This is a genomic window from Streptomyces sp. NPDC014676, assembly GCF_043084105.1.
Classification (GTDB): domain Bacteria; phylum Actinomycetota; class Actinomycetes; order Streptomycetales; family Streptomycetaceae; genus Streptomyces.
On record NZ_JBIBZI010000003.1, the window covers coordinates 65,993 to 82,376 of the forward strand.

Sequence of the window (16,384 nt, forward strand, 5' to 3'; positions counted from 1 at the left end):
TCGGTGAAGGTTACGAACGGAGTGCCGGGATGATCTCCGCGCCGTACGCGTCGATCGTCACCTCCTGCGCGTCGTGCATGTCGTACACGGCGAACTGGTCCACGCCCAGCTCCCGCAGTGCCCGCAGCTTCCCGATGTGCGCCTCGGCCGGGCCGAGCAGGCAGAACCGGTCGACGATCTCGTCGGGGACGAAATCCGTGGACGGGTTGCCGGCCCGTCCGTGATGGCTGTAGTCGTAGCCGTGCCGCTCCTTGATGTACGACGTCAGCGCCTCGGGGACCAGGCCGGAGTGCTCGCCGTAGCGGGCGACGAGGTCGGCGACGTGGTTGCCGACCATGCCGCCGAACCAGCGGCACTGCTCGCGGGCGTGCGCCAGGTCGTCGCCGACGTACGCGGGGGCGGCGACGCAGACGGTGACGGACGCGGGGTCGCGCCCCGCCTCCACGGCGGCGGCGCGCACGGCCTTCACCATCCACTCGGTCAGATACGGATCGGCGAGCTGGAGGATGAAGCCGTCGGCCTTGCGTCCGGCGAGGGCGAGCGCCTTCGGCCCGTACGCGGCCATCCAGACGGGCAGTCGGCCGTCCCGCACCCACGGGATCCGCAGCGGCTGCCCGTCGACCTCGGCCTCGCGTCCCTCGGCGAGGTCGCGGATCACGTCGATCGCCTCGCCGAGGCGGGCCAGGGTGCCCGGCCTGCGTCCGGCGACGCGCATCGCGGAGTCACCGCGGCCGATGCCGCAGACGGTGCGGTTGCCGTACATGTCGTTGAGGGTGGCGAAGGTGGAGGCGGTGACCTCCCAGGTGCGGGTGCCCGGGTTGGTGACCATCGGGCCGACCTTCAGTCTCGTGGTGCCGGCCAGGATCCGGCTGTAGATCACAAAGGGTTCCTGCCACAGTACGGCGGAGTCGAAGGTCCAGCCGTGGGTGAAGCCGTTGCGCTCGGCGCGCTGCATCAGGCTGACGACCCGTGCGGCCGGCGGGTCGGTCTGCAGGACGAGTCCGAAGTCCATGCGCGGCTCTCCTAGGTGAGGTACTGACAGGTGGACCGCGGGGTGTAGACGCCGTGGCCGGCGCGTCCGGTGTACTCCCGGTCGGTGATGACGGGGACACCGCGCGAGAGGACGGTCTCGACCCGGCCGGTGACCCGTTTGCCCTCGTAGGCCGAGTAGTCGACGTTCATGTGGTGGGTGTCGGCGGACATGACCTGCTCGGCGGCCGGGTCGTAGATGACGACGTCGGCGTCCGCGCCGGGCGCGATGGTGCCCTTCTTGGGGTACAGGCCGAACATCCGGGCCGGGGTGGCGCAGGCGATCTCGATCCAGCGACGGCGGGAGATGTGCCCGTCGAGGACGGCCTGGTGGAGCAGGTCCATGCGGTTCTCCACGCCGGGGAGACCGTTGGGGATCTTGGAGAAGTCACCCCGGCCGAGCTCCTTCTGGCCGGTGAAGCAGAAGGGGCAGTGGTCGGTGGAGACCACCTGGAGGTCGTTGGTGCGCAGGCCCCGCCAGAGGGCCGCCTGGTGCTCCTTGGGCCTGAGCGGGGTGCTGCACACGTACTTGGCGCCCTCGAAGCCGGGCTCGGCGAGGTTGTCGGTGGAGAGGAACAGGTACTGCGGGCAGGTCTCGCCGAAGACGTTCAGACCCTCGTCGCGGGCGCGGGCCAGCTCGGTGACCGCCTCGGTCGCGGAGACGTGGACGACGTACAGCGGGGCGCCGGCGACCTGGGCGAGCCGGATGGCGCGGTGGGTGGCCTCGGCTTCCAGCAGGGCCTTGCGGACCTCGCCGTGGTGGCGGGGGTCGGTCTCGCCGCGGGCGAGGGCCTGTTCGACGAGCACGTCGATGGCGATGCCGTTCTCGGCGTGCATCATGATCAGCCCGCCGTTGTCGGCGGAGCGCTGCATGGCGCGCAGGATCTGGCCGTCGTCGGAGTAGAAAACTCCTGGATACGCCATAAATTGCTTAAACGACGTAATTCCTTCTTCTACCAGAAGGTCCATTTCCTTCAGTGTCTCGGCGTTGACGTCCGAGACGATCATGTGGAAGCCGTAGTCGATGGCGCAGGTGCCCTCGGCCTTGGCGTGCCAGGCGTCCAGGCCCTGGCGCAGGGACTGGCCGACGCTCTGTACGGCGAAGTCGACGATGGTGGTCGTACCGCCCCAGGCGGCGGCCCGGGTGCCGGTCTCGAAGGTGTCGGAGGCGAAGGTGCCGCCGAACGGCAGCTCCATGTGGGTGTGGGCGTCGACCCCGCCCGGGACGACGTACTTGCCGGTGGCGTCGATGGTCCGGTCGGCGCTGAAGGCGTCGGCGGCCGGGGTGGCGGAGGCGGCGAGGGCGGCGATGCGGCCGTCCTCGATCAGGACGTCGGCGTGGATCTCGTCGGAGGCGGTGATGACGAGGCCACCACGGATGACGGTGCGGCTGCTCATGGTGCTCCCTCTCTACGAGCGATACGAGCGCTACGAGCCCTGCAAGCTCTGCGAGCCGGTGCTACAGCGTGCTCCGCAGGGCGCTTTCGAGGATGTCGGCGCCCTCCTCGGCCTCCGCGACGTTGAGGGACAGCGGCGGGGCGACGCGCAGGGCGCTGGTGTCGTGGCCGCCGCCCTTGCCGATGAGCAGGCCGCCCGTGCGGGCCGCCTCCAGGACGGCGGACGCGGCCGCCGGATCGGCCTCGTCGGTGCCGGGTTTCGCCAGCTCGATGCCGATCATCAGCCCGCGCCCACGGACCTCGCGTACGGCGGGAACGTGGGCGGCGGCGGCCCGCAGCCGCTCGATGAGCAGGCCGCCGACCCGGCGGGCGTTGCCCTGGAGGTCGTGCTCCAGCAGGTAGGTGAGGTTGGCCAGGCCGGCCGCCATGGTGATCTGGGTGCCGCCGAAGGTCGAGATGCTGTTGGCGTCCAGGCAGTTCATGATCTCGGAGCGGGCGACGACCCCGCCGATGGACATGCCGTTGCCGATGCCCTTGGCGAAGGTGAGCATGTCGGGCGGGCCGCCGCGGCCGTGCGCCTGCCAGCCCCAGAAGTGCTCGCCGGTGCGGCCCCAGCCGGTCTGCACCTCGTCGGCGATCCACAGGATGCCCCGCTCGTGCAGCACCTCGCGGAAGGCCGCGTACAGGCCGTCGGGCGGCGAGGTGAAGCCGCCGACGCCCTGGATCGGCTCGGCGATCAGCGCGGCGGGCGGGCGGGTGTGGCCGAGGAGGTCCTTCAGGTCGTCGACGCAGGCCGCGACGAAGTCGTAGTCGTCGAGCGCGGCGAACGGACCCCGGGTGCGCACGCCGCCGTGGACGTACAGCGTCTGGAGCGGGGAGAGCGAGGTCGGGGACCAGCTCCGGTTGCCGGTGATGCCGACCGAGCTGAAGGAGCGGCCGTGGTAGCTGTTGCGCATGGCCAGGATCGTGTTGCTGTTCCGGTAGGCGGTGGCGAGCAGCAGGGCGGTGTCGTTGGCCTCGGTGCCGGAGGTGGTGAAGAACACCCGGGCGTCCGGGATGCCGCTCAACTTCGCGATGCGTTCGGCGAGTTCCACCATCGGCCGGTTGAGGTAGAGGGTGGAGGAGTGGACGATCCGCCCGGCCTGGTCGCTCACCGCCTTGGTGACCTCGGGCAGGGCGTGGGCGGTCATGGTGGTGAGGATGCCGCCGAAGAAGTCGAGGTAGCGGTTGCCGTCGGAGTCCCAGACGTGGCGGCCCTCGCCGTGGGTGATCTCGATGGGCTCCTCGTAGTAGAGGGCGAGCCAGTCGGGGAGCACGGACCGGTGGCGGCCCAGCAGGTCGTCGGTCACGGCCGCACCAGCCCCTCGTAGGCGTCGGGGCGGCGGTCGCGGTAGAAGGCCCACTGCTGCCGCACCTCCTCGATGAGGTCGAAGTCCAGGTCGCGGACCACGAGTTCCTCCTTGCTGTCGCTGGCGACGTCGCCGACGAACTGCCCGCGCGGGTCGACGAAGTACGAGGTGCCGTAGAAGTCGTTGTCACCGTACTCCTCCACGCCCACGCGGTTGATCGCGGCGATGAAGTACTCGTTGGCGACGGCCGCCGCCGGCTGCTCCAGCCGCCACAGGTGGGACGAGAGGCCGCGGTGCGTGGCGGACGGGTTGTAGACCAACTGGGCACCGTTGATGCCGAGTTGCCGCCAGCCCTCGGGGAAGTGGCGGTCGTAGCAGATGTAGACGCCGACCTTGCCGACGGCGGTGTCGAAGACCGGCCAGCCGAGGTTGCCGGGCCGGAAGTAGAACTTCTCCCAGAACCCCTTGACCTGCGGGATGTGGTGCTTGCGGTACTTGCCGAGGACGGTGCCGTCGGCGTCGATCACGGCGGCGGTGTTGTAGTAGTAGCCCGACTGCTCGATCTCGAACACCGGCACGACAATCACCATGCCGGTCTCGCGGGCCAGTTCCCGCATCCGGCGGACGGTCGGCCCGTCGGGCACGGGCTCGGCCCAGCGGTAGTGCCCGGGGTCCTGGACCTGGCAGAAGTAGGGGGCGTTGAACACCTCCTGGAACCCGATGACCTTCGCACCCCGCCGGGCCGCCTCGCGGGCGTGCTCCTCGTGTTTCACCAGCATGGACTCGGTGTCACCGGTCCAGGTGGCCTGGACCAGAGCGGCACGTACGACGTTGGCCATGAGCTGCTCCTTCGACGCGACGTCAGAGCCTCTACGCCTGTAGAAACGGCCGTAGAGGGACGAACGTAAGCCTCTCGGGCGGCCTTGCCAAGACCATCGTCGTGAACCCGCTGGGTCGATCGTGTTTCAGCACTCCTGTGGGTGAGCCCGCCGGACTCAGGCGGCGACCGGAGCCTCCGGCGCCGTGGGCGCGCAGCGCCCCACCAGGTCGTCCATCGACAGACCGAGCGCGCCGGCCAGCGCGGCCACCGTGAAGAAGGCCGGGGTCGGGGCGCGCCCCGTCTCGATCTTGCGGAGGGTCTCCGCGGAGATGCCGGCGTTCGCCGCGATCTCGGCCATGCTGCGGCCGCCACGCGCCTCGCGCAGCAGCCGGCCGAGCCGCTCGCCGCGTTCGCGCTCTTCGGGGGTCAAGGGGGTGCGCACCATGGCACCCATTCTAATACCGGTATAGTAATTGGCATGGTGGAGCTGAAGACCGACACATCGATCGATGCCATGTACGAGGCGGGCCAGGTCGTCGCGAACGCGCTGACGGCCGTACGGAACACCGCCGACGTGGGCGTTTCCCTGCTGGAGCTGGACCAGGTGGCGCGGGAGGTGCTGCGCGCGGCGGGTGCGACCTCGCCCTTCCTGGGCTACCGGCCCTCCTTCGCACCGACCCCGTTCCCGGCCGTGATCTGCGCGTCCGTGAACGACGCGATCGTGCACGGCATCCCGGACGGCTACCGGCTGCGCGACGGGGACCTCGTCTCGATCGACTGCGGCGCCCAACTGGGCGGCTGGGCCGGGGACTCGGCGATCAGTTTCACCGTGGGCACCCCGCGCCCGGCCGACGTGACGCTGATCGAGACCGCCGAGCGGGCGCTCGCGGCGGGCATCGGGGCGGCCGTCGTCGGCAACCGCATCGGCGACATCGCGCACGCGATCGGCACGGTGTGCCGCGCCGGGGGGTACGGCATCATGGAGGACTTCGGCGGCCACGGCATCGGCCGCCGCATGCACGAGGACCCGGGCGTGCCGAACGAGGGCCGGCCGGGGAGGGGCATGCCCCTGCGCCACGGCATGGTGTTCGCGATCGAACCCATGCTGATCGCGGGCGGCACCGACACGTACCACACCGCCCCGGACGGCTGGACCCTCCGCACCAACGACGGCTCCCGCGCGGCACACGTGGAACACACGGTGGCGATCACCGAGAACGGACCGCGCGTCCTGACGGCCCGCCAAGCCGCGTGAGGAGGCCCGTCACCCCTCCGCCCCCATAAAACGGAGGGACATGGTACGCGCCGGAGAGCCGTGAACGCGCCCCGGCGGCTCCCCCTCCGCCCTCACATCAGGGCCGGGGTGCCGGGCGGGCGATCCGCCACCGACGCCGAGGTGGGAACGTTTCTCCGTACAGGCGTCCGAGCGAGTCGCCCCCGCGCACCCCACCGGGCCGGACGACACCGGGCCGGTTCACAGGTGAAATCGCCGGGCATTTGCATACAGTCATACTTTTCTGGGTCTTCTTGCCCTGCACGGCAGGTCTGCCGCTAGCTGGATACCAACCGCTCCCCGCCCTGGGATCCCGATGAGCCAAGGGCACGTCGACGAGGGGAGCGGACCGGGCAACCAGCACGCGAGGAGAGTCATGAAGAAGGCATACGAAGCGCCCACCCTCGTCCGTCTCGGTACGTTCCGCAAGGAGACCGGGCTTCTGGGCAAGCACGGCAACGACCGGCTGATCCTGAGCAAGAACTGACGGACGACGGTACCGACCCGACGTCATGACACCACTGCACGCGAGTGCGGGGACGGGCCCCGGCGAGGCGCACTTCGCGGTCTTCACCGACCGCGGGGAGGCGGCCGCCGCGGCCCGCTCCTTCGCCCGGCCCGACTGCCGGACCATGAGCCATCCCTCGGGCCGGCCCTGGCTGGTCGGCCACTGGCGCGACGACGAGGCCGTCACCGTACGAGCCGGTGACACCGCCCTGGCGGTCATCGGCTGCTGCCCCGTGGGAGCGGACGAACTGCGGCACCGAGCGGCACGGTTGCGCGACCTCGCCGAGCTCGACGCGCTGGCCCGCTCCCTGCCGGGCAGCTTCCACCTGGTGGCCGCCCTCGACGGGAGGATCCGGGTCCAGGGCACCGCCTCCGGCCTCCGGCTGGTCTTCCACGCGGAGATCGCCGGCACCCGGGTCGTCGCCACCCGGGCCGACGTGCTCGCCGACGCCCTGGGCCTCGACCCCGATCCCGCGGAACTGGCCGTCCGGCTGCTGTGGCCCGCCCCGTATCCGCTGTACGAGACGTCCCTGTGGCCCGCGGTCACCGCCGTACCCCCGCAGGACGCGGTGGTCGTCGCGGCGGACGGGCGCACCGCCCGGCACACCCGCTGGTGGACGCCGCCGGAGCCGGTCGTGCCGTTGGCCGAGGCGGTCGACCCGGTCCGTGCGGCGCTCCAGGAGGCCGTCGAGGCACGGACCCGGCAGGGCGGCACGGTCAGCTGCGACCTGTCCGGCGGGCTGGACTCCACCTCCGTCTGCTTCCTCGCCGACCGCTCCCCCGCCCGCGTGGTGGCCTCCACGTGGCCGGGACGCGACCCGGCGGACACCGACCTGTACTGGGCCGAGCAGGCCGCGAGGCACCTCCCGGACGTCGAGCACGTGGTCTGGGACGCCGACGCCTCGCCGCTGGTCTACGACGACCTGCTGGACATCGACGACGCCCTCGACGAACCCAGCGTCGGCGTCATGGACCGCTCCCGGGCCCTGCACCACCTGCCGGAACTCGCCGCGCGCGGCAGCCGCGTCCATCTGACCGGCATCGGCGGCGACCACGTGGCCTGGTGCTCCGAGGCGTACTACCACCGGCTGCTGCGCACCCGCCCGCTGCACGCGCTGCGGCAGCTGCGCGGGTTCCGGGCCCTGTGGCAGTGGCCGCTCGGCTCCACGGTCCGCGCGCTGGCCGACACCCGGCCGTACGGGAAGTGGCTCGCCGGCACCACCGGCCGGCTGCGTGAGCCGACGGCCTCGTCGTCCGTCGCCACGGGGCTCGGCTGGGGCATGGCCCCGCGCCTGTTCGACTGGGTGACCGCCGACGCCGAGCGGCTGGCGCGGCGGGCGCTGCTCGACGCCGCCGCGACGGCGACCCCGCTGCATCACGACCGGGGGATGCACGCGGACCTGGAACAGATCCGCTCCACCACACGTGTCATCCGTCAGTGGGACCACATGGCGGCCCGCACCGGCCTGCCCATGGCCTCTCCCTTCTTCGACGACCGGGTCATCGAGGCGTTCCTCGCCGTGCGCCCGGCCGAGCGCGTCACGCCCTTCCGGTACAAACCGGTGCTGACCGCCGCGATGAGCGGAGTGGTTCCCGAGCCGTGCCTGCGCAGGACGAACAAGGCCGCGGCCTCCATGGACGCCGCCAACGGACTGCGCGCGAACCGTGCCGACCTGCTGACGCTGTGGGAGGACTCCCGGCTGGAGCGGCTCGGTCTGGTGGACGGCGCCGAGCTGCGCCGTCTCGCCCTGCGGCCGGCCTCTCCCGGTCTGTCCGACGCCGTCCTCTACTCGACGATCGCCGCCGAGGTGTGGCTGCGCGGTCGCTCCCGCAGCCACAGCAGTACCCGTATCTCGTAGCCCTCCGTGGCCGCGAGGCCCCCTCGCGGTGCAGAAAGGCGATGCCATGCCCCTGCGTTTCGACGCGCACGTCTCCACGACCGAGACCGACTACGGCACCGTGCTTCTGGACGAACGGGCCGGAAATTACTGGGAGTTGAATCCCACCGCCACGCTGGTGGTACGGGCGCTGCTGGACGGCGGCGAGGTCGCCGACGCGGCCGCCGTACTGGTCCGCGAGTTCGACATCGAGCGGGCGCAGGCCCTGCGGGACGTCGAGGCACTCGTCGGCGACCTGCGCGAGGCGGGGCTGGTCTCATGACCACGCCCAGCGCGCTGGAACGCCCCACCGGGGTGCCGCTCGGGCTGCGCCTGGCCGCCCGGCTGGTCCTGGTGCCCGCCGTCCTGATCACCCTGCTGCCGCCGCGCCGCATCCGCGCCGTACTGGGCGTGCTGCGGCGCGGCGCGGCGCCCGCCACCGCCGTCCAGGCACAGGCCGCGCGCGACGCCCTGTGCGCGGTCAGCCTGCGCTGCACCGGTCCGAAGGGCTGCCTGCCCCGTTCCCTGGGCGCCGCCCTGCTGTGCCGGCTGCGGGGGACGTGGCCGACCTGGTGCGCCGGGGTCCGGGTCGTACCGCCCTTCACCGCGCACGCCTGGATCGAGGCGGAGGGCCACCTGGTCGGCGAAGGCGTGCCCGACGGCTATTTCGCCCGGCTGGTCTCCGTGGAGCCGCACTCCCGCCCGCCGTCCCGATGACCGATCGGCCCACCCCCGGCGGACCGACTCCGGCATGCCCGGCACGGGACGATCAGGTCCCCGGAGGACCGACGACCGACGCCCCCGCGCATCCCGGCCGGCCCACCGGCAGTCCCGCGCAGACCGGGGCGCCGGCCCGGGACGTCGGGCAGCGGAACGGGTCCCCCGACCCCCCGGCGTCGTCGGACGACGACCGGTCCACCCGGGCGGCGCTCGGTACGCTCTACCGCCTCACCGCCGGGCACCGGCGGGCCGTCGCCGTGGCCGCCGTGCTGACCCTCGTGGGTTCCGCCCTCGGGCTGGCCCAGCCGCTCGTGGCCCGGCACGCCGTGGACGCGAGCGGCCGCGGGCAGGTCGTCTGGCCACTGCTGGCCCTGCTCGGCGCGCTGTTCGCCGCCGAGGCCGCGACCGGATCGGTGGGACGCTTCCTCCTGGAGCGCATGGGCGAGGGCGTCGTACGGCAGCTCCGGTTCGGTCTGGTGGACCGGCTGCTCCGGCTGGAGATGCGGGAGTACGACCGCCACCGCTGCGGCGACCTCGTCTCCCGGGTCACCGCCGACACCACCCTGCTGCGCGAAGTCGTCTCGCAGGCCCTGGTCGACCTGGTGACCGGAAGCATCGTCGCCGTCGGGGCCGTCGTCCTGATGGCGTGGCTCGACCCGCTGCTGCTGCTCCTGGTCGCGCTCACCGTGGCCGCCGCGGCCGCTGTCGTCACCTCCCTGCTCAAGGGGATCCGGTCCGCCTCCGAGCGCACGCAGCGCGCGGTCGGCGCCGTCGCCGCCGACCTGGAACGGGCCCTCGGCGCCCTGCCCATGGTCCGGGTGCACCGCGCCGAGGAGCGCGAGACGGCCCGGGTGGGAGCGCGCGTGCAGGAGGCCCACGACGCGGGGGTGCGTACCGCGAAGCTCGCCTCCGTCATGAGCCCCGCCGTCGAACTCGCCGTCCAGGGCTCCTTCCTCGTGGTCCTCGTCGTCGGCGGCCTGCGCGTGGGCGGCCGGGACGGCTCCCTCGGCGACCTGGTCGCCTTCCTGCTGTACGCCTCCTACCTCGTGCTGCCGCTGTCCTCCGTCTTCCAGGCGGTGGGCCTCGTCCAGCGCGGCATGGGCGCCCACCGGCGCGTCGAGGAGGTGCTGCGCCTTCCCGTCGAGCACACCGGACCGTCGGTCCCGGCCGCCCCCGCCCGCGTCCGGCCCCGCCCCGCGGCACCGGGCGGCGACGAGCGGCCCGCGCTCGCCCTGGACGGCGTCCGCTTCGGCTACGACCCGCACCGGCCGGTGCTGCGCGATGTCTCCTTCGCCGTCCCCCCACGCCGCCAGGTCGCCCTGGTGGGCCCTTCGGGCGCCGGGAAGAGCACGGTCTTCGCGCTGGTCGCGGGCTTCTACGAACCGGACGCGGGCACCGTGCTCTTCGCCGGCCGGCCGGCCGGCGAACTCGGCCGCGACGCGTGCCGACGCCGTATCGCCGTCGTGGACCAGAACACCCACGTCGTGCACGGCACCCTGCGGGAGAACATCGCCTACGCCGTGCCCGACGCCCCGGAGGCGGAGCTGAGGCGGGTGGTGGAGCTGGCCCGGCTCGAGGAGGTCGTCGACCGGCTGCCCGGCGGCCTGGACGCCGTGGTCGGCGAGCGCGGGGGCACCCTCTCGGGCGGCGAACGCCAGCGCGTGGCGCTGGCCCGGGCCCTGCTCGCCCGTCCCTCGCTGCTGCTGCTCGACGAGCCGACCTCCCACCTGGACGCGATCAACGAAGCGGCGCTGACCACGGTGATGAGGGACGTGGCCCGGGAGTGTGCCCTGCTGGTCGTCGCCCACCGCCTGTCCACCGTGCGGCACGCCGATCACATCGTCGTCCTGGACCGGGGCCGCACGGTCGGCCAGGGGCGGCACGAGGAGTTGCTGGCCACGAGTCCCCTCTACCGGGAGCTGGCCGCGAGCCAGATGCTGCGGCCGGGCGGCGACCGGGCCGCGCGCCGCGCCCCGTCGTCCCACTGAACATGCCCGCGGATACGGATCGTGTCATCGTGGGCATGAGCGAGCCCCGACCGGGTTACCCGGCTCCGGCACGTCGACCCAGCGAAGGAACGGATGACGATGACGAGTGGTTTCGTCGGCCCGGAGGGCGACCCCTTCGCGGAATTCCTCGCCCGCTTCTTCGGCGGGCCACGCCCCCGCCAGATCGACATCGGCCGACTCCTCAGCCAACCCGCCCGGGAGCTGGTCCGCGGCGCCGCCCAGTACGCCGCCGAACACGGCAGCCGTGATCTGGACACCCAGCACCTCCTGCGCGCCGCCCTCTCCGCCGAGCCGACCCGGAGCCTGCTCAGCCGGTCCGGCGCGGACCCCGACTCCCTGGCGTCCCAGATCGACGACCGCTCCGGCCCCGTACAGCACGGCCCCGGCGAGGCCCCGCCGCCGACCTCCCTGTCGCTCACCCCCGCCGTCAAGCGGGCCCTGCTGGACGCGCACGAGATGGCCAGGGCGTCCGGTGCCGGCTACATCGGCCCGGAGCACGTGCTCACCGCCCTCGCCGCCAACCCCGACTCGGCCGCGGGCCACATCCTCAACGCGGCCCGGTTCTCCCCCTCCGGTCCCCCGGAGGCACCGGAGGCCCCGCCCGCCCGCGCCGAGCGCCCCCGCCCCGCGACCGGCACGCCGACCCTCGACAAGTACGGCCGTGACCTCACCGAGCTGGCCCGCGAGGGCCGTGTCGACCCGGTGATCGGACGCGACGACGAGATCGAGCAGACCGTCGAGGTGCTCTCCCGGCGCGGCAAGAACAACCCGGTGCTGATCGGTGACGCGGGCGTCGGCAAGACCGCCGTCGTGGAGGGACTGGCCCAGCGGATCGCCGAGGGGGACGTGCCCGACGTGCTCCTCGGACGGCGCGTGGTCGCCCTGGACCTGACGGGCGTCGTCGCCGGGACCCGCTACCGGGGCGACTTCGAGGAGCGGATGAACAACATCGTCGAGGAGATCCGGTCCCACTCCGACCGACTGATCATCTTCATCGACGAACTGCACACCGTCGTCGGCGCCGGGGGCGGAGGCGAGGGCGGCTCGATGGATGCCGGAAACATCCTCAAGCCGGCCCTCGCCCGCGGCGAGCTGCACATCGTGGGCGCGACCACCCTGGAGGAGTACCGCCGGATCGAGAAGGACGCGGCGCTGGCCCGCCGCTTCCAGCCGATCATGGTGCCCGAGCCGACGCCCGCCGACGCGATCGAGATCCTGCGCGGTCTGCGGGACCGGTACGAGGCCCACCACCAGGTCCGCTACACCGACGAGGCCCTGCTCGCGGCCGTCGAGCTGTCCGACCGCTATCTGAGCGACCGCCGCCTCCCGGACAAGGCCATCGACCTGATCGACCAGGCCGGCGCGCGGGTGCGGTTGCGGGCCCGGACCAAGGGCACGGACGTACGGGCCATGGAGCGCGAGGTCGAGCAGCTGACCTGCGACAAGGACCAGGCGGTCGCCGACGAGCAGTACGAGCAGGCCACGCAGTTGCGGGACCGCATCGTGGAGCTGAAGCAGCGGATCACGGACGCCGGCGGCGACGGCGAGGTCGACGAGGGGCAGAGCCTGTGGGTGGACGCCGAGTCGATCGCCGAGGTGGTGGCCCGGCAGACGGGCATCCCGGTCAGCCGCCTCACCGAGGAGGAGAAGGACCGGCTGCTGGGCCTGGAACAGCACCTGCACCAGCGGGTCGTCGGCCAGGAGGAGGCGGTGCGCGTCGTGTCGGACGCGGTACTGCGCTCCCGCGCGGGGCTCGCCAGCCCCGACCGGCCGATCGGCAGCTTCCTGTTCCTCGGCCCGACGGGCGTCGGCAAGACGGAGCTGGCGCGGGCGCTCGCCGAGGCGCTGTTCGGCAGCGAGGACCGGATGGTGCGCCTCGACATGAGCGAGTACCAGGAGCGGCACACGGTGAGCCGGCTGGTGGGCGCCCCGCCCGGCTACGTGGGGCACGAGGAGGCCGGTCAGCTCACCGAGGTGGTGCGCCGGCACCCGTACTCGCTGCTGCTGCTCGACGAGGTGGAGAAGGCCCATCCGGACGTCTTCAACATCCTGCTCCAGGTCCTCGACGACGGCCGGCTGACCGACTCGCAGGGCCGGACGGTGGACTTCACCAACACCGTGATCGTGATGACCAGCAATCTCGGCTCCGAGGTGATCACGCGGCGCGGCGCGACCCTGGGTTTCGCGTCCGGCGGCGCGGACGCCGACGAGGAGGCGCGGCGGGAGCAGATCCTGCGGCCGCTGCGGGAGCACTTCCGGCCCGAGTTCCTCAACCGGATCGACGAGATCGTGGTGTTCCGCCAGCTGACCGCCGAGGAGCTGCGGCGGATCACCGACCTGCTCCTTGAGAGCACCCGGCGCGGGCTCAAGGGGCAGAACATCTCGGTCGACTTCACCGACGCGGCCGTGGACTGGCTGGCCGAGCGCGGCTACCAGCCCGAGTACGGCGCCCGGCCGCTGCGCCGCACCATCCAGCGGGAGGTCGACAACCAGCTCTCCCGGCTGCTGCTGGACGGCCGGGTCCGGGAGGGCGGCCGGGTGACGGTGGACACGGAGGACGGGCGCCTGGCGTTCCGGACGCGGGAGACGCCGGCTCCCGAGTTGTGAGAGCACCGGCGTCCCCCGCGTGTTCCTAGCGCGCGGGACGGACCACCATCGCCGAGCCGCCGCCCCTGCGGACCTTCTCCGCCGCCGCGAGCCACCGGCCGTCCGGCAGCCGCTGGACGGCCGTGGCCGCGCCGATCTCCGGGTTCTCCCGGAAGGAGTGCCCGATGGCCTCCAGGCGCTGCCTGACCCCGCTGCCGTACAGGCCGGGTTCGAGGTCCGTCAGCGCCGTGTTGCGCTGGCTGGCGCGCGGCGCGGCGATCGCGTCGACCAGGGGCAGTCCGCGGTCGAGGAAGCCGGTGAGGGTCTGCAGCACGGTGGTGATGATGGTGGAACCGCCGGGCGAGCCGAGCGCCACCACCGGCCGGTCGTGCCGGTCGAGCACGATCGTCGGCGCGATGGACGACCGGGGCCGCTTGCCGGGGCCCGGCAGGTTCGGGTCGTGCACGGCCGGGTTCGCCGGGGCGAAGGAGAAGTCCGTCAGCTCGTTGTTGAGCAGGAATCCGCGGCCGGGCACGGTGATGCCGCTGCCGCCGGTCTGCTCGATGGTGAGGGTGTAGGCGACGACGTTGCCCCACCGGTCGGCGGTGGTGAGGTGCGTGGTGTTCTCACCTTCGTACGTCGTCGGGGCGGCCTCGCCGCCGCTCGCGCAGGGCTGCGGGTCGCGGGGGTCGCCGGGGGCGAGGGGGCTGGTGAGGACGGCGTCGTCCCTGATGAGGCACGCGCGGGAGTCGGCGAACCGCTGGGAGAGCAGTTCCCTGGTCGGTACGTCCTCGAAGGCGGGGTCGCCGACCCAGCGCCCCCGGTCGGCGAACGCGATGCGGCTCGCCTCGATGAAGCGGTGCAGGTACTGCACGTCGCTCGCGTCGGAGAGGTCGGTGCGCTCCAGGATGTTGAGCGCCTCGCCGACGGTGGTGCCGCCGGAGGAGGAGGGCGCGATGGAGTAGACGTCCAGGCCGCGGTACGAGGTCTTCGTGGGCGGCTGGGACTTGGCGCGGTAGGCGGCGAGATCGCGTTCGGACAGCTCGCCGGGCCGGGCGTTCCAGCCGGAACCGGGGTCCACGGGCGGCTTGTTGACCGTCTTCACGATGTCCCGGCCGATGTCGCCCCGGTACAGGGCGTCGACGCCCTCGTGGCGCAGCTCCTTGTAGGTGCGGGCCAGGTCGGGGTTCTTGAAGGTGGAGCCGACGACCGGGAGTTCGCCGCCCGGGAGGAACAGCTCGGCCGTGTCGGGGAAGTGGCGGAAGCGGGTCTCGTTGGCGGCGGTCTGCGCGCGGAAGGTCTCGTCGACCGTGAAGCCGCCGCGGGCGAGGCGTTCGGCGGGCTTCAGGACCGTGCCCAGGTCGCGCTCGCCCCACGTGTCGAGCGCCCGCTGCCAGGTGGCGGGCGTGCCGGGGGTGCCGACCGCGAGTCCGCTGCTGACCGCTTCGGCGAACGGGATCGGCTCGCCGTTCTCCAGGAACAGTCCGGAGTCGGCGGTCAGCGGGGCCGTCTCGCGGCCGTCGAGGGTGTGCACGGTGCGCGAGCGGGCGTCGTAGTAGACGAAGTAGCCGCCTCCGCCGACACCGGCCGAGTAGGGCTCGGTGACGCCGAGCGCGGCGGCCGTGGCGACGGCCGCGTCGACGGCGTTGCCGCCTTTCCTCAGGATCTCGATCCCGGCGGCGGAGGCGTCGGCGTCGACGCTGGAGACCGCGCCGCCGTGGCCGACGGCCACCGGGACCTTGTCGGGGATGTGCCGGGAGGGTGCCTCGTGCCGGTCGGACGGCGGGGCCGCCCCCACCGACAGCACGGCGGCACCGACCGCCAGGACCGCAAGATTCCGTACGACAGGACGACGCATCCGCACCTCCGGTAAATGGCTGTCCGCGCAGCCTAGTTCGTCATCGGGCTCCCATCAGGGATGCCGAAAGGGTATGCCGTCCCGTCGTCCGGTGGACCTTGTGCCCTGCGTCTCGAACACGGGTTTGCGTGGGACCGCTAGCATGCGCGCCCATGAATGACGACGTGCGCAACATCGTTCTGGGCGTGGTGGCCGCCGGCATCAGCGCCGCGCTGGGCTGGATGGCCCGTACCCACCTGTGGAGGCGGAAGCTCCGGCGCAAGCAGGCGTTCCTCGGTCTGCCGGAGAACGCCGAGTGCCTGCTCGTCGTCAACCGCGATCCGGCGACGGCGGAACCCGCGGTGCACCGCTTCGACGTGTTCGCGCTCCTTGAACTCTCCGCGCTGGTCAAGGACTGCGGGGCGCACGTCCAGGTGGTCACCCAGGACGCGGCCCACCAGGGCTTCGGCGAGCGGACCGAGTTCTGTGTGGGCGGGCCGGGGTCGAACCGGCGGATGGTGGCCCACATGGCGGCCATGCTGCCGGGGGTGCGGGTCAACGTCGATCCGGAGCCGGGCCCGGACCGGGGCGCCTTCCAGATCGGCTCCGAGCGCTACCGCATGGACCCGGGCGTCACCGAGTACGTGCTGCTGGCGCGGCTGACCGCGGGTGAACGGCGCGAGACGCGGCCGGTGTTCCTGTTCTGCGGCCAGCGCGCGATCACCAACCAGGCCGCGACCCGCTATCTCGCCCGCAACCACGAGCGGCTGGCCCGCAAGCACGGCTCGAACTCGTTCGTCCTGCTGCTGAAGGTGATCAACTCGCAGGCGTACGGCCCCGATGTGGTCGAACTGGTCGCGGATGTGACCAGGGTCGCGCAGACCGCGCTGCCGGCCGCCACGCCACGCACCGGTCACCGGGCGGACTGACCCCGTTCAGCACCACCCGTCCGGCGCGCAGCTGACCTTCTCCTCGCCGGC

General features: G+C 72.6%; 14 protein-coding genes. 8 read left to right on the forward strand and 6 right to left on the reverse strand.

Translation table 11 applies throughout. The features are described from left to right. Positions 1–10: 10 nt before the first annotated feature. The 5 genes from ACF1DX_RS08995 to ACF1DX_RS09015 form a co-directional block, all read right to left on the reverse strand. Positions 11–1,012 carry a TIGR03842 family LLM class F420-dependent oxidoreductase gene (locus ACF1DX_RS08995; RefSeq protein ID WP_391790528.1) on the reverse strand — a complete coding sequence of 334 codons (1,002 nt, stop codon included), beginning with the start codon at positions 1,010–1,012 and terminating at the stop codon, positions 11–13. A gap of 11 nt (positions 1,013–1,023) precedes the next feature. Continuing rightward, positions 1,024–2,427 (reverse strand): dihydropyrimidinase, encoded by a 1,404-nt coding sequence (gene hydA, locus ACF1DX_RS09000; RefSeq protein WP_391790529.1) that lies wholly within the window; start codon positions 2,425–2,427, stop codon positions 1,024–1,026. Between the two features lie 61 nt (positions 2,428–2,488). Next, positions 2,489–3,775 (reverse strand): aspartate aminotransferase family protein, encoded by a 1,287-nt coding sequence (locus ACF1DX_RS09005; RefSeq protein ID WP_391790530.1) that lies wholly within the window; start codon positions 3,773–3,775, stop codon positions 2,489–2,491. Continuing rightward, a complete protein-coding gene (locus ACF1DX_RS09010) occupies positions 3,772–4,614 on the reverse strand; it encodes a nitrilase-related carbon-nitrogen hydrolase (RefSeq protein ID WP_391790531.1) in 843 nt (280 codons plus the stop codon). The genes ACF1DX_RS09005 and ACF1DX_RS09010 overlap by 4 nt, the downstream gene beginning before the upstream one ends. Before the next feature lie 156 nt (positions 4,615–4,770). Further along, positions 4,771–5,040: a helix-turn-helix domain-containing protein gene (locus ACF1DX_RS09015; protein WP_391790532.1), complete on the reverse strand. Its 270-nt coding sequence runs from the start codon at positions 5,038–5,040 to the stop codon at positions 4,771–4,773. Between the two features lie 33 nt (positions 5,041–5,073). Between ACF1DX_RS09015 and map the strand changes: the two genes are divergently transcribed. The 7 genes from map to ACF1DX_RS09050 all read left to right on the forward strand — a co-directional run bounded on the left by map (position 5,074) and on the right by ACF1DX_RS09050 (position 13,588). Then, positions 5,074–5,850 (forward strand): type I methionyl aminopeptidase, encoded by a 777-nt coding sequence (gene map, locus ACF1DX_RS09020; protein ID WP_391790533.1) that lies wholly within the window; start codon positions 5,074–5,076, stop codon positions 5,848–5,850. A gap of 394 nt (positions 5,851–6,244) precedes the next feature. After that, entirely contained in the window at positions 6,245–6,355 is a 111-nt protein-coding gene (locus ACF1DX_RS09025) for a keywimysin-related RiPP (protein WP_106409850.1), read from the forward strand. Between the two features lie 25 nt (positions 6,356–6,380). Continuing rightward, entirely contained in the window at positions 6,381–8,234 is a 1,854-nt protein-coding gene (locus ACF1DX_RS09030) for a lasso peptide isopeptide bond-forming cyclase (protein WP_391790534.1), read from the forward strand. 46 nt (positions 8,235–8,280) lie between these two features. After that, on the forward strand, positions 8,281–8,535 hold the full coding sequence (locus ACF1DX_RS09035; protein ID WP_391790535.1) for a lasso peptide biosynthesis PqqD family chaperone: 255 nt from the start codon (positions 8,281–8,283) through the stop codon (positions 8,533–8,535). Beyond that, positions 8,532–8,969 (forward strand): lasso peptide biosynthesis B2 protein, encoded by a 438-nt coding sequence (locus ACF1DX_RS09040; RefSeq protein ID WP_391790536.1) that lies wholly within the window; start codon positions 8,532–8,534, stop codon positions 8,967–8,969. Before ACF1DX_RS09035 ends, ACF1DX_RS09040 begins: the two co-directional genes overlap by 4 nt. Continuing rightward, the gene (locus ACF1DX_RS09045; RefSeq protein ID WP_391790537.1) at positions 8,966–10,960 is read left to right on the forward strand and encodes an ABC transporter transmembrane domain-containing protein; all 1,995 of its coding nucleotides are present in this window, start codon (positions 8,966–8,968) and stop codon (positions 10,958–10,960) included. Before ACF1DX_RS09040 ends, ACF1DX_RS09045 begins: the two co-directional genes overlap by 4 nt. A gap of 99 nt (positions 10,961–11,059) precedes the next feature. After that, complete coding sequence (locus ACF1DX_RS09050) at positions 11,060–13,588, forward strand: ATP-dependent Clp protease ATP-binding subunit (protein WP_391791173.1); 2,529 nt, start codon at positions 11,060–11,062, stop codon at positions 13,586–13,588. A 25-nt stretch (positions 13,589–13,613) separates the two neighbouring features. On the opposite strand, the gene ggt is transcribed toward ACF1DX_RS09050, so the two are convergent. Further along, positions 13,614–15,425 (reverse strand): gamma-glutamyltransferase, encoded by a 1,812-nt coding sequence (gene ggt / locus ACF1DX_RS09055; RefSeq protein ID WP_391790538.1) that lies wholly within the window; start codon positions 15,423–15,425, stop codon positions 13,614–13,616. A 152-nt stretch (positions 15,426–15,577) separates the two neighbouring features. Here ggt and ACF1DX_RS09060 point away from each other — a divergent pair, with 152 nt between their 5' ends. After that, positions 15,578–16,333: a hypothetical protein gene (locus tag ACF1DX_RS09060; RefSeq protein WP_391790539.1), complete on the forward strand. Its 756-nt coding sequence runs from the start codon at positions 15,578–15,580 to the stop codon at positions 16,331–16,333. The last annotated feature ends 51 nt before the right edge of the window (positions 16,334–16,384 follow it).